General features: G+C 71.0%; 16 protein-coding genes and 1 tRNA gene. 10 read left to right on the top strand and 7 right to left on the bottom strand.

The annotated features are described in order from the left end of the window. The first annotated feature begins 71 nt into the window (after nucleotides 1-71). The 5 genes from N799_RS00375 to aroA all read left to right on the top strand — a co-directional run bounded on the left by N799_RS00375 (nucleotide 72) and on the right by aroA (nucleotide 5,763). A complete protein-coding gene (locus N799_RS00375; protein ID WP_052100831.1) occupies nucleotides 72-866 on the top strand; it encodes an FHA domain-containing protein in 795 nt (264 codons plus the stop codon). 53 nt (nucleotides 867-919) lie between these two features. Beyond that, nucleotides 920-2,005, top strand: a complete 1,086-nt coding sequence (gene serC, locus N799_RS00370) for a 3-phosphoserine/phosphohydroxythreonine transaminase (protein WP_036206221.1) — start codon at nucleotides 920-922, stop codon at nucleotides 2,003-2,005. 142 nt (nucleotides 2,006-2,147) lie between these two features. Beyond that, nucleotides 2,148-3,293 (top strand): prephenate dehydratase, encoded by a 1,146-nt coding sequence (gene pheA, locus N799_RS00365; protein ID WP_036206217.1) that lies wholly within the window; start codon nucleotides 2,148-2,150, stop codon nucleotides 3,291-3,293. Then, nucleotides 3,290-4,444 carry a histidinol-phosphate transaminase gene (gene hisC, locus N799_RS00360; protein WP_052100828.1) on the top strand — a complete coding sequence of 385 codons (1,155 nt, stop codon included), beginning with the start codon at nucleotides 3,290-3,292 and terminating at the stop codon, nucleotides 4,442-4,444. Before pheA ends, hisC begins: the two co-directional genes overlap by 4 nt. Further along, the gene (aroA, locus tag N799_RS00355) at nucleotides 4,441-5,763 is read left to right on the top strand and encodes a 3-phosphoshikimate 1-carboxyvinyltransferase (protein ID WP_036206215.1); all 1,323 of its coding nucleotides are present in this window, start codon (nucleotides 4,441-4,443) and stop codon (nucleotides 5,761-5,763) included. Before hisC ends, aroA begins: the two co-directional genes overlap by 4 nt. A gap of 6 nt (nucleotides 5,764-5,769) precedes the next feature. Here aroA and N799_RS00350 read toward each other — a convergent pair whose 3' ends face one another. Further along, complete coding sequence (locus N799_RS00350; RefSeq protein ID WP_036206213.1) at nucleotides 5,770-6,423, bottom strand: energy transducer TonB; 654 nt, start codon at nucleotides 6,421-6,423, stop codon at nucleotides 5,770-5,772. Between the two features lie 132 nt (nucleotides 6,424-6,555). Here N799_RS00350 and serS point away from each other — a divergent pair, with 132 nt between their 5' ends. Then, nucleotides 6,556-7,851 carry a serine--tRNA ligase gene (serS, locus tag N799_RS00345; protein WP_036206211.1) on the top strand — a complete coding sequence of 432 codons (1,296 nt, stop codon included), beginning with the start codon at nucleotides 6,556-6,558 and terminating at the stop codon, nucleotides 7,849-7,851. Between the two features lie 72 nt (nucleotides 7,852-7,923). Here serS and N799_RS00340 read toward each other — a convergent pair whose 3' ends face one another. Further along, the gene (locus N799_RS00340; protein ID WP_036206208.1) at nucleotides 7,924-8,508 is read right to left on the bottom strand and encodes an FMN-dependent NADH-azoreductase; all 585 of its coding nucleotides are present in this window, start codon (nucleotides 8,506-8,508) and stop codon (nucleotides 7,924-7,926) included. A 112-nt stretch (nucleotides 8,509-8,620) separates the two neighbouring features. Here N799_RS00340 and N799_RS00335 point away from each other — a divergent pair, with 112 nt between their 5' ends. After that, nucleotides 8,621-9,595, top strand: coding sequence for a LysR family transcriptional regulator (locus N799_RS00335; protein WP_052100827.1), 975 nt, complete (start codon nucleotides 8,621-8,623; stop codon nucleotides 9,593-9,595). A gap of 69 nt (nucleotides 9,596-9,664) precedes the next feature. After that, nucleotides 9,665-9,754: transfer RNA gene (locus tag N799_RS00330), tRNA-Ser, on the top strand. A 35-nt stretch (nucleotides 9,755-9,789) separates the two neighbouring features. Here N799_RS00330 and N799_RS00325 read toward each other — a convergent pair. Continuing rightward, a complete protein-coding gene (locus N799_RS00325; RefSeq protein WP_036206206.1) occupies nucleotides 9,790-10,941 on the bottom strand; it encodes a cytochrome P450 in 1,152 nt (383 codons plus the stop codon). Nucleotides 10,942-11,007: 66 nt separating this feature from the next. After that, nucleotides 11,008-11,946 (bottom strand): M28 family peptidase, encoded by a 939-nt coding sequence (locus tag N799_RS14140; protein WP_052100823.1) that lies wholly within the window; start codon nucleotides 11,944-11,946, stop codon nucleotides 11,008-11,010. Between the two features lie 130 nt (nucleotides 11,947-12,076). Here N799_RS14140 and N799_RS00315 point away from each other — a divergent pair, with 130 nt between their 5' ends. Continuing rightward, nucleotides 12,077-12,727: a response regulator gene (locus N799_RS00315; RefSeq protein ID WP_036206203.1), complete on the top strand. Its 651-nt coding sequence runs from the start codon at nucleotides 12,077-12,079 to the stop codon at nucleotides 12,725-12,727. A gap of 87 nt (nucleotides 12,728-12,814) precedes the next feature. On the opposite strand, the gene N799_RS00310 is transcribed toward N799_RS00315, so the two are convergent. Continuing rightward, on the bottom strand, nucleotides 12,815-15,901 hold the full coding sequence (locus N799_RS00310; protein ID WP_036206200.1) for an Rne/Rng family ribonuclease: 3,087 nt from the start codon (nucleotides 15,899-15,901) through the stop codon (nucleotides 12,815-12,817). Nucleotides 15,902-16,387: 486 nt separating this feature from the next. Here N799_RS00310 and N799_RS00305 point away from each other — a divergent pair, with 486 nt between their 5' ends. Further along, complete coding sequence (locus tag N799_RS00305; protein WP_036206196.1) at nucleotides 16,388-17,356, top strand: RluA family pseudouridine synthase; 969 nt, start codon at nucleotides 16,388-16,390, stop codon at nucleotides 17,354-17,356. Between the two features lie 21 nt (nucleotides 17,357-17,377). Here the strand turns inward: N799_RS00305 and N799_RS00300 are convergent, their stop codons facing one another. Continuing rightward, complete coding sequence (locus tag N799_RS00300; protein WP_052100821.1) at nucleotides 17,378-17,806, bottom strand: energy transducer TonB; 429 nt, start codon at nucleotides 17,804-17,806, stop codon at nucleotides 17,378-17,380. A 4-nt stretch (nucleotides 17,807-17,810) separates the two neighbouring features. Continuing rightward, on the bottom strand, nucleotides 17,811-18,152 hold the full coding sequence (locus tag N799_RS00295) for a 4a-hydroxytetrahydrobiopterin dehydratase (protein ID WP_036206193.1): 342 nt from the start codon (nucleotides 18,150-18,152) through the stop codon (nucleotides 17,811-17,813). Nucleotides 18,153-18,204: the final 52 nt, after the last annotated feature.

Here is an 18,204-nt window from a genome sequence, read left to right as displayed (position 1 = left end):
ATTGTGCGGTGCGCCGGCGGCGGTTCACAGCCCGTGGGCGGGGTGTCGGGGGCGTGCTAGATTCTGCCCGCGTGAATGCCATCAGCCTGCGATTCCCCGACCACGACCGCGATGACCTGGCCCTTGGCCGGGGCGTCCACGCGTTCGGCCATTCGGGAGCAGGGCGGCTGGACCGCGTCGAGCGACGCGAGGATGCGCTGGTGCAGTTCTGCGTCGACCGCCGTGGCGTGTGGCTGCAGTCGCGTGCCGCCGATGGCGCGGTGCACGTCAACGGCCGCCCGGTGCGGCAGATGGCGATGCTGCGGCCGGGCGATTCGATCCACGTCGAAGCGGTTGAGCTGGTGCTGCTCGGCCCCGCGCCGGAACCGATGCCGCAGGGCGTGCCGATCGTGCGCGAGAGCGACCGCCGGGCGGTCCTGCGCGGCATCGGCGGGCCGTCGCACGGGCGCTGCTTCAGCCTCGACCATGCGCGCGAGGTCGGGCACGACGTGGAATGCGATATCCGCCTCGACGGACCGGGGATCGCCGATCGCCACTCGCGGCTGGAGCCGCACCAGGACGGCCTCGTGCTGCGTGATCTCGGCGGCGGGACGGTGGTGGTCAACGGCCATCCGGTGGGCGAGGGGCTCCTGCAGCCCGGCGACCAGCTGGTGTTCGGCGGCCAGCACCGCTTCGTGATCGAGGCGCCGATGTCGCCGGGCGCGGCGGTCGAGCCGGTCCCCGTCGACGATACCGATAGTACCGACGCCGCGGCGACGAAACCGTCGCCAGTCGCCTCGTCGATGCGCCGCATCCCGTGGCTGTTGCTGGCCGCATTGCTGATCGCCGGCGCGTTGACCCTGCTGTTGATGTTCGGCACCCGCTGAATCCCGGCGGGTGGCGATACGACCTTCCCGACCTTTCTGACGGAGTTCCCCGCATGACCCGCGCGTACAACTTCAGTGCCGGCCCCGCGACCCTGCCCGAATCCGTACTGCGCCAGGCCGGCGAGGAACTGCTCGACTGGCGCGGCGCCCGCGCGTCGATCATCGAGCTGAGCCACCGCGGGCCGGAGTTCATGCAGGTCGCGACCGAGGCCGAGGCCGACCTGCGCACGCTGATGTCGATTCCCGACAGCCATGCGGTGCTGTTCCTGTCCGGCGGCGCGACGACGCAGCAGGCCTTGCTCGCCCTCAACCTCGCCGCGCCGGGCCAGGTGGCGGACTACGTGGTGACCGGTCACTGGGGCAAGACCGCGATCAAGCAGGCGCAGCCCTACGTGGCGGTCAACGTCGCCGCGGATGGCGACGGCGGCGGCTTCCGCGACATTCCGCCGGCGACCGACTGGCGGCTCACCGATGGCGCGGCGTACGTCCACGTCACGGCCAACGAGACCATCCACGGCGTCGAGTTCCAGCACACGCCCGATGTCGGTGACGCGCCGCTGGTGGCCGACTTCAGTTCCAGCATCGCCGCGGGGCCGCTCGACGTGTCGCGCTACGGGGTGATCTACGCCGGCGCGCAGAAAAACCTCGGTCCGGTCGGCGTGAGCGTGGTGATCGTCCGCCGCGACCTGCTCGAGCGCACCGGCCACGCACGCGCACCGATCTTCGACTACGCCCGCCATGCGCAGGCCGGCTCGATGCTCAACACCCCGCCGACGTTCAACTGGTACCTGGCCGGGTTGGTGTTCAAGTGGATGCTGGCCGAGGGCGGCGTCGAGGAGTTCGCGCGGCGCAACGCACGCAAGGCGGCGGCGCTGTACGGCGCGATCGACGGCTCGGGCGGGTTCTATCGCAACGAGGTCGCGGTGGCGGCACGCTCGCGCATGAACGTGCCGTTCTTCCTGCACGACGATGCGCTCGACAAGACGTTCCTCGCCGAGGCGAAGGAGGCCGGGCTGATCGCGCTGAAGGGCCACCGCGCGCTCGGCGGGATGCGGGCGTCGATCTACAACGCGATGCCCGAGGAGGGCGTACAGGCACTGGTCGCGTTCATGGGCGATTTCCAGAAGCGCCACGGCTGATGACGGCCGGGAATGGCGGAATGGCGAACGCGCCGTTCCGGCGTACCCGGGAGGCGCGGCGGCGTGTCATCCTCGGGGCGGCGTGCCGGTCATCCGGCGCGTGCCTGTAGCGCCCACCCCACGCATCCCGCCCGGAACGTAAATGAGTACCGACCACCCCCGCCAAGCCGCCGCGGCCGACGAGCCCCGGAACACCGCCGCGACGCCCGCCAGCCCCGAACTGCAGGCCCTGCGCGAGCGCATCGACGGCATAGACCGTGAAATCCAGGCCCTGATCACCGAGCGCGCGCAGTTCGCGGGCCAGGTCGGTCGCGCCAAGGGCGAGCTGGCCGCGGCGATCGACTACTACCGGCCCGAGCGCGAGGCGCAGGTGCTGCGGCGGGTGGTCGACCGCAACGAGGGACCGCTCGACGATGGCGCGCTGGTGCGCCTGTTCCGCGAGATCATGTCGGCGTGCCTGGCCCAGCAGGAGCCGCTCAAGATCGGCTTCCTCGGCCCCGAGGGCACGCATTCGCAGCAGGCCGTCTACAAGCACTTCGGCCACTCGATCCACGGGCTGCCGCTGGTCAGCCTGGAGGAGGTGTTCGGCGAGGTCGAATCCGGCGCGGCCGACTTCGGCGTGGTGCCGGTGGAGAACTCCACCCAGGGCACGATCCAGTCGACCCTCGACATGTTCCTGACCTCCCGCGTGCGCATCTGCGGCGAGGTCGAGATGCGCGTGCACCAGCACCTGCTGTCGCGCGGCGGCCGGATCGAGGACATCGAGCGGGTGTACTCGCATCCGCAGTCGTTCGCGCAGTGCAAGGCGTGGCTGCGGCAGTACCTGCCGGATGCCGAGAAGATCCCGGTGGCCAGCAATGCCGAGGCCGCCCGGCGCGCCCGCAATGCCGACGACGCCGCGGCCATCGCCGGCATCAGCGCGGCCACGGTGTACGGCCTGAAGAACGTCGCCGGGCCGATCGAGGACCGGCCGGACAACACCACGCGCTTCCTGGTGCTCGGCCGCGAGCTGTTCCCGCCGTCCGGCAACGACCGCACCTCGCTGCTGGTGTTCATCAAGGACCAGCCGGGCGCGCTGCACCACGTGCTGGCGCCGTTCGCCCGCCACGGGCTGAGCATGAACCGCATCGAGTCGCGTCCCGGCCACACCGGGCGCTGGCAGTACGCGTTCTTCATCGACGTGGGCGGGCATGCCAACGAGGACGCGATGCGGCGGGCGCTGGATGAGCTCGCCGAGTTCGCGCAGGAGGTGCGGGTGCTGGGCTCCTATCCGGTGGCGATCGTGTGAGCGACGCGGGCACCCTGATGACCGATGAAACGCAACACGGCGAAGCGTCGTTCGCGGCCCGCGCCCGGCCCGGCATCCGCGGGTTGCGCGCCTACGACCCCGGCCATGACCTGGTGACGCTGCGCCGGCGCTTCGGCGACGCGCTGGTCGAACTCGGTTCCAACGAGAACCCGTGGGGCCCGTCGCCCGCCGCGCGCGAGGCGGTGCTTCGCCAGCTGGACATGCTGCACCGCTATCCCGACCCGCTGGGGGCCGGCCTCAAGCGTGCGCTGGGCGAGCGGCACGGCGTGGACGCTTCGCAGGTCCTGCTCGGCAACGGTTCCCATGAACTGCTGATGCAGCTGGCGCAGGTGTTCGCCGGGCCGGGCGACGAGGTGGTCTACCCGCGCTACGGATTCGCGGTGTTCGCGCTGGCGGCGCAGGCCGTCGGCGCGACGCTGCGCGTTGCCGATGCGCTGCCACTCGATGCGGCGATGCCGCTGGGCCATGACCTCGACGCACTTCTGGATGCGATCGGCCCCGCCACCCGGCTGGTGTACCTGGCCAGTCCCAATAACCCGACCGGGACCTGGTTCGACGGCCAGGCGTTGGCCGGGTTCCTCGCCCGGGTGCCGGAGCACGTCATCGTGGTGCTCGACGAGGCCTACGCCGAGCTCGCCGACGCGCCGGACTACGCCAGCGGGACCGGGTTGCTGCCGCGGCATCCGAATCTGGTCATCACTCGCACCTTCAGCAAGGCCTACGGCCTGGCCGGCCTGCGCTGCGGCTACCTGCTGGCGGCGCCCGGCCTGGTCGCGGTGATGGAGCGGCTGCGCGAGAGCTTCAACGTCAACGGCCCCGCGCTGGCTGCCTGCGAGGCTGCGCTGGCCGATGTCGATCATCTGCAGCAGGTGCGCGACTGGAACGCCCGCGAGCGCGCCGCCCTCGCCGAAGCCTTGTCCGCGCGAGGCTGGCGGGTGCTGCCGTCGCAGACCAATTTCCTGCTGGTCGAGTTCGGCGCCGCCGGCGCTGTCGAGGCCGCACTGGTCGCCGCCGGCGTGGTGCTGCGGCCGATGGCCGGCTACGGCCTGCCCGGGTTCCTGCGCATCACCGTCGGCACGGCCGACGAGAACCGGCGGCTGCTGGCCGCACTCGACGCGGTGGCCGCATGAGCAGCACGCAGGCCAGCCGCGAGGACTGGATCGCCGCGCCCGGCAGCCCGCTACGCGGCGAGCTGCAGGTTCCGGGCGACAAGTCGATTTCGCACCGGGCGATCATGCTGGCGGCGCTGGCCGAGGGCAGCAGCCGCATCGACGGTTTCCTCGAAGGCGAGGACACCCGCGCCACCGCCCGCGTGTTCGCGCAGATGGGCGTGCGCATCGAGACCCCGGACCCGCAGCGCCGCATCGTCCACGGTGTCGGCCTGCATGGCCTGCAGGCGCCCGCCGGGGTGCTGGACTGCGGCAACTCCGGCACCGGCATGCGCCTGCTTGCCGGCCTGCTCGCCGGGCAGCGTTTCGACAGCGTGCTGGTCGGCGACGCATCGCTGTCGCAGCGGCCGATGCGCCGCGTGACCGGACCGCTGGCGCGAATGGGGGCGGTGGTCGAGACCGCGGCCGGCGACCGGCCACCCCTGAGAATCAACGGGAACAAGAAGCTGCAAGCCGTTGATTACGAACTTGAAATAGCAAGCGCGCAGGTGAAGTCGGCCCTGCTGCTCGCCGGCATCTATGCCGACGGCGAAACCTGCGTGCGCGAACCGCGGCCGACCCGCGACTACACCGAACGCATGCTCGCCGCGTTCGGCTGGCCGGTGGATTTCGCGCCCGGCGTGGCCCGGGTGACCGGCGGCGGGCGGCTGGTTGCGACCGACGTGCAGGTGCCCGCCGACTTCTCGTCGGCCGCGTTCTTCCTGGTCGCCGCCAGCGTGGTGCCCGGGTCGGAGCTGTGCCTGCGCCGGGTCGGCATGAACCCGCGCCGGACCGGCCTGCTGCAGGCGTTGCGGGCGATGGGTGCCGACATCCGCGAGGACAACCGCAGCGAGCAGGGCGGCGAACCGGTCGCCGACCTGCACGTGCGCCACGCGCCGCTGCACGGCATCGAGGTACCCGAGGCGCTGGTGCCGGACATGATCGACGAGTTCCCCGCGCTGTTCGTCGCCGCGGCCTGCGCCAGCGGCCGCACCGTCGTGCGCGGCGCGGCCGAACTGCGGGTCAAGGAGTCCGACCGCATCGCCACCATGGCCGCCGGGCTGCGGACGCTGGGCATCCGGGTCGACGAGCAGCCCGACGGCGCGGTGATCGAAGGCGGCCGGTTACGCGGCGGCGAGGTCGATGCGCATGGCGACCACCGGATCGCGATGAGTTTCGCCGTCGCGGCGCAGGTGGCCGACGGCGACGTACGGGTCAACGACGTTGCCAACGTGGCGACCTCGTTCCCCGGTTTCGAAACGCTGGCCGACTCGATCGGCTTCGGCCTGCGCGCGGGCTGAGTTCGCCTAGCGCCCGGCCGGCGCGAACTCGATCGGCACCACCACGCTGCCGACGGTGGGGCGGCCGTCGAGCATCGCCGGCTCGAACCGCCAGCGCTCGACCGCGTCGACGGCGGCCCGGTCGAGCAGGCGCGAACCGCTGGTCTGCGCCACGCTGACCGAGGTCGGCACGCCGTCCGGGCCGATCGCCGCCTGCACCATCACCGTGCCGCTTTCGCCGCGGCGCAGGGCGCGCGGCGGGTAGCGCGGCGCCGGCATCGCGCCGGGGATCGGACGCGGCTGGCTCAGCGCGCCGGGTGCGGGTGCGGGCGCCGGCGCGGGTTCTTCCGCGACCGGCTGCGGCGGCTCGATCAGCCGTGGCTCCTCCTGCTGCACCACCTTGTCCGCCGGTTTGCGCTCGTCCGGGTCAAGGCCGCTGGCGTCGCGGCTGCCCGCCGGCAACGGCATGGGGAGCGGCTCGTAGTCGACCGGAGCGGCCGTCGGCGGCGCACCGTCGGCGCGGAAGAAACCATCGTCGTCACGGTCGCCGGACCACACCAGCGCAAACAGCACGAGGCCGATCACGAACGCCGCCAGCACCAGCCACAGCGCGCGTAGCGACGGGCGCCATGCGTCGAGATCGAGGCGGAAGCGCGACGGGTTGGGAGTCGGATCAGGCATGGTACGGCTCGTCGACGGACGCCCCATTGTGCATGCGCATGGCCGTCGGTGTCGGCCGGCGGCGCGCGGGCGGCCCATCCATCGCGATTCCACGCGATAATCGCGAACCCGATCACCCCGGATGCGGTTCCCATGCTCGACCCCAACCTGCTGCGCCAGCAACCCACCGAACTCGCCGGGCGCCTGCGCGCCACGCGCGGATTTGAACTCGATGCGGAGGCGCTGCAGGCGCTGGAAGCCGAGCGCAAGCAGATCCAGGTCCACACCCAGGAGCTGCAGGCCCAGCGCAACAGTCGCTCCAAGGCGATCGGCCAGGCCAAGGCGAAGGGCGAGGACGTCGCCGCGCTGCTGGCCGAGGTTGCCGGGCTGGGCGACGAGCTGAAGGCCAGCGAGACCCGCCTGCAGGCGATCCAGGGCGAGCTGGAAGGCATCGCGCTGGGCATCCCGAACCTGCCGCACGAGTCGGTCCCCGCCGGTACCGACGAGTCCGGCAACGTCGAGCAGCACCGCTGGGGCACGCCGCGCAGCTTCGACTTCGAGGTGAAGGACCACGTCGAACTCGGCGCCCGCAACGGCTGGCTCGACGGCGACACCGCGGCGCGGCTCAGCGGCGCGCGCTTCACCGTGCTGCGGGGCCAACTGGCGCGCCTGCATCGCGCGCTCGCCCAGTTCATGCTCGACCTGCACACCGGCGAGCACGGCTACGAGGAAACCAACGTCCCGCTGCTGGTCAACGCCGACAGCATGCGCGGCACCGGCCAGCTGCCGAAGTTCGAGGACGACCTGTTCGCGACCGAAGTCGGCGACGCCGCCTCGGCCAACAACCGCCGTTACCTGATTCCGACAGCGGAAGTGCCGCTGACCAACATCGTCCGTGACCAGATCGTCGAGGACGCGGCGCTGCCGCTGCGCATGACCGCCGACTCGATGTGCTTCCGTGCCGAAGCCGGCAGCCACGGCCGCGACACCCGCGGCATGATCCGCCAGCACCAGTTCGAGAAGGTCGAGCTGGTCTGCGTGAGCCGGCCGGACGAGTCCTACGACGAGCACGAGCGGATGACCCGCTGCGCCGAGGTCGTGCTGGAGCGGCTGGGCCTGCCGTACCGCCGCATGCTGCTGTGCAGCGGCGACATGGGCTTCTCCGCTGCCAAGACGTACGACCTGGAGGTCTGGCTGCCGAGCCAGGACACCTACCGCGAGATCTCCTCGGTTTCCAACTGCGAGGCGTTCCAAGCCCGCCGGATGCAGGCGCGCTGGCGCAACCCGGCGACCGGCAAGCCGGAACTGGTGCACACCCTCAACGGCTCGGGCGTGGCGATCGGCCGTGCGCTGATCGCGGTGATGGAGAACAACCAGAACGCCGACGGCTCGATCACCGTCCCCGAGGTGCTGCGGCCATGGATGGGTGGGCTGGAGCGAATCGGCTGACGGTTGCGCGACGTCGCTCCGTGAAAAAGGGCCGCGAGCGGGCCCTTTTTCTTTGCGGGAGACGGGAGGATGTCAGGCCGCCAGCGCCTCGCACGGCCCGTCGATCCGCTCGCGCGCCGCGACGATCGATGCCTCGCGCTGTTCCGGCGACACCGCCAGCCCCTCGGCGGTGATGAACTCGACCTCGGTGATGCCCCAGAAGCCGAACACGAAGCGCAGGTACGGCTCGATGAAGTTGGTCGGCGCATCGCCCGAGTGGAAGCCGCCGTACGCGCCGGTCACGAACACCTTCTTGCCGCCGGCCAGCCCGACCGGGCCCGCCTCGGTGTACTTGAAGGTCTTGCCCGCGACCGAGATGCGGTCGATCCAGGCCTTGAGCTGGCTGGGGATGTTGAAGTTGTACATCGGCACCCCGACCACCACCACGTCGGCGGCGAGGAACTCGTCCATCAGGGCAGTGGCCAGCGCCGCCTCGTCCGCATCGGCGCCGGCCAGCGAGCCGCCGTCGAGGTGGGGCAGCAGGGTGACCGCCAGATCCCGATAGCTGACCCGCAGGCCGGGCGTCGCGTCCTGCCAGCGCTTGACCATCGCCGCGCTCAGCGAGCGGCTGGTGGAGTTGTCGCCCAGGATGCTGGAGTCGATGTGGAGCAGTTTCATGGATTCCCTCGTGACCGGTGGGGCCGTGGCCCGTTGGAAGCCAGACTAGGTTGTTGCGGTTTCGGGATAAACCGAATCTAATGCCACGGAATGTTCCGAATTTGGAATTAACGTGCACGATCTGAACGATCTCTACTACTTCGCGATGGTGGTCGACCACTCCGGCTTCGCCGCCGCCGAGCGGGCGCTGGGCATCCCCAAGTCGCGCCTGAGCCGGCGCATCACCCAGCTGGAGAACGAGCTGGGGGTGCGGCTGCTGCAGCGTTCCACGCGGCGCTTCGCCGTCACCGATGTCGGCCAGAGCGTGTATCGCCACGCCCAGACGATGCTGGCCGAGGCCCAGGCCGCGCGCGAGGTGGTGGACCGCCTGAGCGCGGAGCCGCGCGGGCTGATCCGGGTCAGCGTGCCGGTCGGCACCGCCCAGCAGCAGATGCCGCAGCTGCTGCCGGAGTTCCTCGCCCGCTACCCGCAGGTGCGCGTGCAGCTGCAGGTCAGCAACCGCCGGGTGGACGTCATCAACGAGGGCATCGACGTCGCCCTGCGCGTGCGTTCCCGGCTGGACGACGATGGCAGCCTGGTGATGCGCAGCTTCGGCCAGATCCAGGAGCTGCTGATCGCCAGCCCCGACTACCTGCGCAAGATGGGCCGGCCCGAGCGCCCCGAGGACCTCGCCGAACACATCACCCTGAGCATGAGCGAGGACGAGTCGCGCCAGCGCTGGGAGCTGCACGGGCCGGATGGCGAGATCAAACGGATCGACCTCAAGCCGCGCGTGGCCGGCTTCGACTTCCCGATGCTGATGGCGCTGGCCAAGCAGGGCGTGGGCATCACCATGCTGCCGGAAACCATCTGCTCGGACGCCGTGCGCCGCGGCGAGCTGCAGGTGGTGCTGCCCGAGTGGCGCCTGCCGCAGGGCATCTTCCATGCCGTGTTCGCCTCGCGCCGCGGCCTGCTGCCGGCGGTGCGGGTGTTCATCGACTACCTCGCCGAGAAGGTGCCGGGCCTGGTGGAATCGGCCCGGGTGGGCTGCATCGACCTCGACGGCAAACCCTGCACCGACGCCACGCCGAAGGCCGCCAACCGCTGAGCGCGGCCCCGCGCACCATGCGAGAATGTCGCCCGCCGCGCGCAACGCGTCGGCGCGCGGGACGCATCCGGAGAGATGGCCGAGCGGTTTAAGGCACCGGTCTTGAAAACCGGCGAAGGGTCAAACCTTCCGTGGGTTCGAATCCCACTCTCTCCGCCACCCGCATGGTCCGGCAGACGCCGCGGACCCGGCCTTCAGCGCAGGATGACCGGCACGCGCGACCAGCCGCCGGCCGGGGACATGGCGCGTTCGGCGGGGTCGTCCGGGTCGAGGGTGACCGAGGCGGTCGCGTCGAGCAGCGCGCGCAGCACGATGCGCAGTTCCAGCGTCGACAGCAGCCGTCCGGGGCAGGCGTGCCGGCCGATTCCGTAGACCAGGTTGTGGGCGCGGTTGGCTTGCGGGTCCAGCGCGTCGGGGTCGCCGAACACCGCGCTGTCGCGGTTGGCCGACGTCCAGTGCAGGGTCACCCGGGCCGCCGCCGGCAGGTCGACGCCGCCGATCGTCAGCGGGCGGGTGGTGATGCGGCGGTTGGACAGGAACGGGTTGTCGATGCGCAGGATCTCGTCGATCAACGCGTCGAACTCGGCTTCCGCGACGCCGGCGCGCAGGCGCTGCTGCAGTGCCGGGTCGCTGGCCAGTCGGTGCACGAGCACGCCGACACACAGGGCGATCGAACCCAGGTCGCCGCCGGTCCAGTTGCGCAGGACAGAGACGATCTCCGCGTCCTCCAGCGGCCTGCCTTCGACCTGCGTGCGCATCAGTGCGCTGGTGACGTCGCGTGCACCGCCCGGACATTGGCCGTCGCGACGGGTGTCGAGCACCGAATGGATCAGCGTGTCGAAGTCCTCGGCCACGCGCAGCGTCCAGTCGCGGTCGCCGGAGCGGGTTGCGGCGTGGTTTTCGGCCACCCAGTCGACCAGCCGGTCTTCCAGCTCGGCCGGCCAGCCCAGCCAGGCGCTCTGTGCGCGCACGGCGAACCGGGCGCCCAGGTTCGACACCGCGTCGACGCTGCCACCGCGGGGCAAGGACGCGACCAGCCCGGTCGCGATGCGGCGGAAGTCGTCGAGGAAAGGTTCGAGCGCGGCGGCGTCGAGGAACGGGTCCAGCGCCTGCCGGTAGGCGGCGTGGCGGTCGCCGTCGAGGCCGTTGGGAATCTGCAGGTACCGCGACACCGCGCTGGAGAATCCCGCGTCGTCCAGCGCCGCCTGCACGACGAGGTCGTGGCGCAGCAGGATCCAGTCGCCCCGCTGGTTCCTGACGACGCCGTGGCAGGGCCGCAGCGCGTCGGTGGCGGCCCGCTGGTCCCGCGTGGGAGTCGGCAGCCCGTCCGGTGTGTGTTCGGTCATCCCCAGCCCGTCGTTGCCCGTGCCCGCGCATTGTAGGCAGTGCACGCGGAGGCGACTAATTGGCGCTCAATCGCCGCCGGTCGCCGCACCGCCGTTGGTGCCGGCCGCATCCCACGCCCGCAGCGCCGCCTCGATCGCGTCGATGCCGCGCGCGGCGGCTTCCGGGTCCAGCTGCGACACGGTGTCGCGCTCGCTGTGCAGCACGTGCATGACCTTCGGCGGCGTCGCGGGCGGCTTGCCGGCGTAGGCCCCGAGGATGCCGTCGATCTCGTCGCGGCCGACCAGTGAGTACGACACCGCCGGCCACTGCGCTTCGAGGAAGGCGAGGTGGTCGGTGGGCGGGTATTCGCTGCCGGCGGACAGTTGCAGCGTGGCGTCGGCGGCGGCCGTGCGGGTGGCAGCGACCAGCGCGTGGGTCGGGTCGGGCGCCATCATCCACACCGTGTCGCCCCAGCCGAACACGTCGAAGTTGACGTATTGCGCGGGTGCCGGGCCGCCCGCCTGCACGAACGCGCGGGCGCCGAGCAGGCCGAGCTCCTCCTGGTCCCAGAACGCGACCGCGACGCGGTGGTTGTGCAGCGGTTCGGCGAGGAACCGCTCGGCGAGCTCCAGCACGACCGCGCTGCCGGAGGCGTTGTCGGTGGCGCCGGCGCCGGTGCCGACCCGGTCGGAGTGGGCACCCAGCAACAGCAGCGGCGCGTCGGCCTCGCCGGCGACGTCGGCCAGCAGGTTCTCGCCGTCGCCGTGATCGCTTTGGAAGCCGGCGCTGCGTACCTCGAGCCCGAGCGCGTCCAGGCGCTGCCGGATGTTTGCGCGGCGCGCGGCGTTGTCAACGCCCGCGGCGATCGCGCCCACGTCGTCGAGCCACTCGCGCGCCGCGTCGCTGGTTGCCACCGGTTGTGCCGGGACGGCGGACGCTGCCGGTTCCGCGGAGTGCATGCAGGCGGCCAGCAGCAGGGACAGGGCAAGCGCGGTCGATACCGGGCGTAGGCGGGTCGATGTCATGGCGGTTGCGGTTGCGGGAGGTCGGCCGAGTGTGCCCGATCCCGGACCCGTGCCGCACAGGGCGCGGTTGCACGGGTCCCGGGCCGCCGGTAGCCTGAAGAGCAGGGATGGGGGAATCACAGGGAAGACGATGGCGATCAAGGTTTTCTTAGTGGACGACCATGCGCTGGTCCGTACCGGCATGCGCATGATCCTGTCGGCCGAGGTCGACATCGTGGTGGTCGGCGACGCCGAAAGCGGCGAGGCCGCGATGCCGCTGATCCGCTCGCTCAAGCCCGACGTGGTGCTGTGCGACCTGCACCTGCCCGGCGTGAGCGGGCTGGAAGTGACCGAGCGGATCGTCAAGGGCAACCACGGCACGCGCGTGATCATCGTTTCGGTACTGGAGGACGGCCCGCTGCCCAAGCGGTTGCTGGAAGCAGGCGCGTCCGGCTACGTCGGCAAGGGTGGCGATGCCACCGAACTGCTGCGCGCGGTCCGAACGGTTGCACGTGGCCGGCGTTACCTCGCCAGCGGGATCGCGCAATATCTGGCCTTGACCGGGCTGGACCGCGGCTCGGAATCGCCCTTCGACCTGCTTTCGCCGCGCGAACTCGAGATCGCGATGATGCTCGTGCAGGGACTCAAGCAGGACGTCATGGCTGGCCGGCTTGGCATCAGCGCCAAGACCATCAGCACGCACAAGACGCGGCTGTTCCAGAAGCTGGAGATCACCGACACGGTGGCGCTTGCGCGGCTGGCCGGCCAGCACGGCCTGATGGAGCCGGCGCTGAGCCTGTAGACGGGGACCCGCGCAGCATCAGTCGCGTCGTGCAACAAAAAACGGGCCGCATCGAGCGGCCCGTTCCGTTTGCGTGCCCGCGGCGGGTCAGGCGTCGCGGTGGCTGCGCGCCGGGTCCTCGCCATCGTCACGCTGTCCCTCGACCGCGGCCTGCTGCGGCGCGGCCGCGGGCGGCTCGGCGTCGAACAGCCCCGGGGTGCGCGGTTGCGCGGCGGCGCCGGCGCCGTTCACGCCGGCCGCGGCGCCGCGCTCGATGTCGGCGGACGGCGAATCGGCCGGGGGCTCGATGACGTCGCCCGTCGGTGCGGCCGGGGTGATGACCTCCTCCTCGACCACCGCGGTTTCGACCACGGCGGACTCGTTGGCGGGCACCGGGGCCGGGACCACCTCGTCCTCGACGATCGCCTGCTCGACCACGGGGGTCGGCTGGTCCGTCGAAGGCTTCTCGTCCGACGTGCCACCGCCAGCCAGCCGGGCTGCGGTTTCGGCAGGGGAGGGCGACGGTACGGCGGGAGCCTGGGCCTCGACCGGCGCTGCCTGCGCGGCGGCGACGTCCGGCGATTCGGTCACGTTCGACGGGGCATCGCCCGTGTGGACGGCCTCTGCCGCAACCGGCGCGACGACCGCCGCGGCGACGGTTGCCGGGCTGCTTTCGGCTTGCCCGGACGTCGCCGCCGGCTTGCGGGTACGGCCGGTGCGCGGAGCGCTGTCGGGAGCCGGCGCCTCGGGAGCGCTCGCGGTTGCGCCGTCGTCGAAGTCGAACTCCGGCTGCGAGCGGGTGGCGACGGGAGCGGTGTTGTCGGCGTCGGCGTCGGCGTCGATGTCGTCCAGCGCGTCGGTGTTCGCCTGGCCCTCGGCCGTGGCGTTCTCACCAGCACCGCGACGGCGGCGGCGGCCGCCGCGACGGCCACGACGGCGACGGCCGCCTTCGGCGCCGGCTTCGCCCTGTTCGGAAGTGCTGGCGTTCTGCGTGGGTGACGGGGTGGCGGCGGTCGTGTCCTCGACCTGCGGCTTCGCGGTCTCGGTAGGGGCGGCAACCTCGGCGTTCGTTGCGACAGCCGCAGCCGTCACGGCCGCAACCGCCTCGGTCGCCGGAGCCTGCTCGGCATCCCTGCGGGGCTTCTCGGCACGCGGCTGGCGCGGCGGCTTGGGCGCCTGGGCTTCGGCCTGTTCGGTCGAAGCGGCCTGGGCGGTGCCATTGCGGTTGCGCTCGTCAGCCTGCGCGCGCGGCTGCTTCTGCCGGCCCTGCTTGCCACCGCGACCGGGCGCCTGCTCCTGCGCCTGGCCGTTGCGCTGCTGGCGCTGGCCGTCGCGCGACTGCTCGTCACGGCGACCGTCGCGACCCTGCTTGCCTCGGCGCTGGCCGCTGCGTTCGCCGCGGTCGTTGCGATCACCGCGTCCGCGGCCTTCCGACGACCGGCTGCGGTTCGACGATTCCGTCTCGGCGGCCGGCGCGCTGCCTCGGAAGAAGCGCATGATCCGCTCGACCACGCCGACCGAATGCGTCGGTGTGACCACCGGCGCGACCGGCGCCGGGGCGGGGACCGGTTCGCGCGGCTCGCGCAGCGGGGCCGGCTGGGCCGGCTTGACGTTGGTCACCGCCGGCGCCGCCGGGATGTTGAGGTGGGCCTTGGTCAGCGCGTGGGTCGGCAGCTTGCGCGGCGTGCCACGGTGGTAGCTCGGGCGGCTGGTCTCCTCGCCGAGCTCGTTCTCGCGGATACGGGTAACCTCGTAATGCGGGGTGTGCAGCTGCTCGTCGGCGACGATCACGATCGGCGCGTCGTGGCGGCGCTCGATCTCGCTCAGCGCGCGGCGCTTCTCGTTGAGCAGGAAGGTCGCGATCTCGGTCGGCGCCTGCACCAGCACCTGGCCGGTGTTGTCCTTCATCGCGTGCTCTTCGGCGACGCGCAGGATCGACAGCGACAGCGACTCGACCGAACGCATGCGGCCGTGGCCCTCGCAGCGCGGGCAGACGATCTGGCTCGACTCGCCCAGGCTCGGGCGCAGCCGCTGGCGGCTCATTTCCAGCAGGCCGAAGCGCGAGATCCGGCCGACCTGCACGCGCGCACGGTCCTGCCGCAGCGCGTGCTGCAGGCGGTTCTCCACTTCGCGCTGGTGCTTGTTGGACGACATGTCGATGAAGTCGATCACCACCAGCCCGCCGAGGTCGCGCAGGCGCATCTGGCGGGCGACTTCCTCGGCCGCTTCCAGGTTGGTGTGGAACGCGGTTTCCTCGATGTCGCTGCCCTTGGTGGCGCGTGCCGAGTTGACGTCGACCGCGGTCAGCGCCTCGGTCTGGTCGATCACCAGCGCGCCGCCGGACGGCAGGCGCACTTCACGCTCGTAGGCGTTCTCGATCTGCGACTCGATCTGGAAGCGGTTGAACAGCGGGACGTCGTCGGTGTAGTGCTTGAGCTTGCGCAGGTTGTGCGGCATCACCTGTTCGACGAACTCCCGCGCCTCGGCGTACATCTCCTCGGTGTCGACCAGGATCTCGCCGACGTCCGGGCGCATGTAGTCGCGCAGGGCGCGGATGATCAGGCGCGACTCCTGGTAGATCAGGAACGGCGCCGGCTTGCTCAGGGCGGCCTCGGCGACCGACTTCCAGACCTGCAGCAGGTAGTCGAGGTCCCACTGCAGCTCTTCGGCATCGCGGCCGACGCCGGCGGTGCGGATGATCACGCCCATGTCGTCGGGGATGTTCAGGCTGTCCATCGCCTTCTTGAGCTCGGCGCGGTCGTCGCCCTCGATCCGGCGCGAGACGCCGCCGGCGGTCGGCGAGTTCGGCATCAGCACCATGTAGCGGCCAGCCAGCGAGATGAACGTGGTCAGGGCGGCGCCCTTGTTGCCGCGCTCCTCCTTGTCGACCTGCACGACCACTTCCTGGCCTTCGCGCAGCAGTTCCTTCAGGCCGGCCTTGTTGGGGTCGACGCCGGACTGGTAGTAGTCGCGGGAGATTTCCTTCAGCGGCAGGAAGCCGTGGCGGGCAGCGCCGTACTCGACGAACGCGGCCTCGAGCGAGGGCTCGAGGCGGGTGATCTTGCCCTTGTAGATGTTGGACTTCTTCTGTTCCTTCGACGGTTGCTCGATGTCGATGTCGTACAGGTTCTGTCCGTCGACAATCGCTACGCGCAGTTCTTCCGCCTGCGTCGCATTGATCAGCATGCGCTTCATTGTTGCGTCCTCGCGCGCTCTACCGCGCGGAACGCCGTGGCGTTTCGCTTCTGGACCACCGGGCCCCGCCTTCGCGACTGTGCAGGGTGCTGTTTGGAGCAACCCGTGCGCGCGCCGGCGCGACCTGACTATTTCCAGCGCTACGACACCACGGCATGCCGCGGGAGCGCTTGTGTACTGCTTTCCTGTATTTCGGGCCGGCGGCTGCGGTTGGCGGATGCCTTGGCGCCGCGCGGGGCGTGTTCATTACAGGCGGTTTGACCCGCCGGACGAGGGTCGGTTCAGCCGGGCCGTCGCTGCTAACATGGCTGCCCGTGCTGAAGTACCGGCACTGGGCAGTGGTCAGGCGTGGAACGGAATCGCAGGTGGGGCTTTTGGCCCCGTCCTCCCGGTTGACGCCGCGGCCGCGCCGGGTCGCCAGGGGGAAGTCCCTGCGAAATCAAAACCTTATCTCGCGTCGCGAGTGTAACAGATAACCCACGACGGATGCCCCATTCAGCCAACCCCGACGCCGGTGAGAACCGTGCCGGCGCCCGCACCGTGCGGGTGCCCGATGAGCGCGCCGGCCAGCGGCTCGACAACTTCCTGCTGGGCCAGCTCAAGGGTGCGCCCAAGTCGTTGATCTACAAGCTGGTCCGCTCCGGCCAGGTGCGGGTGAACGGTGGCCGGGCGAAGGCGGAACGCAAGCTCGAGGGTGGGGACGAGGTGCGGATCCCGCCGTTGCGTCTCGCTGAACCGGGAGACCGCCCGGCGCCGCCGAAGGGCTTCATGGACGCGCTGGACGCCGCGATCGTCTACGAGGACGCGCGGCTGCTGGCGCTCAACAAGCCGTCCGGCGTCGCCAGCCACGGCGGCAGCGGGATCAGTTTCGGCGCGATCGAGACCATGCGCGCCCTGCGTCCCAACCAGACGCTGGAACTGGTCCACCGCCTCGACCGCGACACGTCGGGGCTGCTGGTCATCGCCAAGAAGCGCTCGGCGCTGACCGAGATGCAGGCGCTGATGCGCGGGGAGGGCGGCATCGCCAAGCGCTACCTTGCGCTGCTGACCGGCCGCATGCCCGATGGCGTGATGAGCGTGGACGCACCGCTGCACGCCGGGCTGCGCCAGGGCGGCGAGCGCCACGTGCAGGTCACCCCGGCCGGCAAGCCGTCGCTGAGCCACTTCCGGGCGCTGGAGCGGCGCGGCGGGCAGTCCTACTGCGAGGTGCGGATCGAGACCGGGCGCACCCACCAGATCCGCGTGCACGCCGCCCACATCGGCCACGCGGTTGCCGGCGACGACAAGTACGGCGACCCCGCGGTCAACAAGCGGCTGCGCGAACAGGCGGGATTGAAGCGGCTGTTCCTGCATGCATCGACGCTGGAGTTCGCGCTCGACGGCGGCAAGGTCCAGTACCTGCTGAACGCACCGCTGGCCCCCGAGCTGGTCGACGTCCTCGACCGGCTGGCGTAAACCTCGCGCGAGGCGCCGCGGCTATTCGTCGTACTGGAAGCACATCTCCGGGCGCACGTCCGGCGGGCTGAAGGTCACCGGCACGCGCAGGTCGGTGGCGACCGGATTTCCGTTGCGGGTGGCCGGCCGAAACTTCCAGCCCTGCACCGCGTCCAGCGCCGACTGGTCCAGCTGCGGGTGGCCACTGCTGGTCTCGACCCGGATGTCGGCCGGCGAGCCGTCCACGCCGATCTTCATCAGCAGGCCGACGGTGCCGCCACGGTCGAAACAGGCCAGCTCGGCCGGATAGGCCGGCGGCGGAGTGTCGAGCGCGACCGGCTGGGTCGGCGGGACCATCATGCTGGTGTCGGGCGGGCCGCCCTCGCAGGCGGCCAGCAGCGCCAGCAGGGCGGTGCCGAGGAGGGCGGTGCGGATGGACGTGTGGGACCTGCCGATCGCGTGCGTGCTCATGGCATTACTCCGTCAGTGACTCGGTCTTGGCCGCGCAGATGAAGTCGTTCTCGCTGAGGCCGCCGACATCGTGGGTCGAGAAGCGCACCACGCAGCGGTCGTAATGCACGCTTAGGTCGGGGTGGTGGTCCTCGCGGTGGGCGATGAAGGCCAGCGCGTTCACGAACGCCATGGTGCGGTGGTAGTCGTCGAACCGGTACGTCTTGACCAGCGCGTGGCCGTCCTCCGCCAGTTCCCAGCCGGGAATGTCCGGCAGCAGTTCGCGGATGCGGGCCTGGCTGAGCTTGTGTTCGCTGCCCCGGCGCGGGACGCAGTGGGCGCGGGCGAGGGGGATCAGGTCGTTCATTGCGGTTCCTCTGGCAGGGGTCGACTGAACGAAACGCAGCGACGGCGGTCGG

It is taken from the genome of Lysobacter arseniciresistens ZS79, assembly GCF_000768335.1.
Classification (GTDB): domain Bacteria; phylum Pseudomonadota; class Gammaproteobacteria; order Xanthomonadales; family Xanthomonadaceae; genus Novilysobacter; species Novilysobacter arseniciresistens.
Note: the sequence above shows the minus strand (reverse complement) of the source record. Positions and strands in the feature narration are given on the sequence as shown.

Coding starts and splice junctions, on each gene's coding strand:
- serC (WP_036206221.1), top strand. CDS start 920: ATGACCCGCGCGTACAACTTCAGTGCCGGCCCCGCGACCCTGCCCGAA.
- pheA (WP_036206217.1), top strand. CDS start 2,148: ATGAGTACCGACCACCCCCGCCAAGCCGCCGCGGCCGACGAGCCCCGG.
- aroA (WP_036206215.1), top strand. CDS start 4,441: ATGAGCAGCACGCAGGCCAGCCGCGAGGACTGGATCGCCGCGCCCGGC.
- N799_RS00350 (WP_036206213.1), bottom strand. CDS start 6,423: ATGCCTGATCCGACTCCCAACCCGTCGCGCTTCCGCCTCGATCTCGAC.
- serS (WP_036206211.1), top strand. CDS start 6,556: ATGCTCGACCCCAACCTGCTGCGCCAGCAACCCACCGAACTCGCCGGG.
- N799_RS00340 (WP_036206208.1), bottom strand. CDS start 8,508: ATGAAACTGCTCCACATCGACTCCAGCATCCTGGGCGACAACTCCACC.
- N799_RS00325 (WP_036206206.1), bottom strand. CDS start 10,941: ATGACCGAACACACACCGGACGGGCTGCCGACTCCCACGCGGGACCAG.
- N799_RS14140 (WP_052100823.1), bottom strand. CDS start 11,946: ATGACATCGACCCGCCTACGCCCGGTATCGACCGCGCTTGCCCTGTCC.
- N799_RS00315 (WP_036206203.1), top strand. CDS start 12,077: ATGGCGATCAAGGTTTTCTTAGTGGACGACCATGCGCTGGTCCGTACC.
- N799_RS00310 (WP_036206200.1), bottom strand. CDS start 15,901: ATGAAGCGCATGCTGATCAATGCGACGCAGGCGGAAGAACTGCGCGTA.
- N799_RS00305 (WP_036206196.1), top strand. CDS start 16,388: ATGCCCCATTCAGCCAACCCCGACGCCGGTGAGAACCGTGCCGGCGCC.
- N799_RS00300 (WP_052100821.1), bottom strand. CDS start 17,806: ATGAGCACGCACGCGATCGGCAGGTCCCACACGTCCATCCGCACCGCC.
- N799_RS00295 (WP_036206193.1), bottom strand. CDS start 18,152: ATGAACGACCTGATCCCCCTCGCCCGCGCCCACTGCGTCCCGCGCCGG.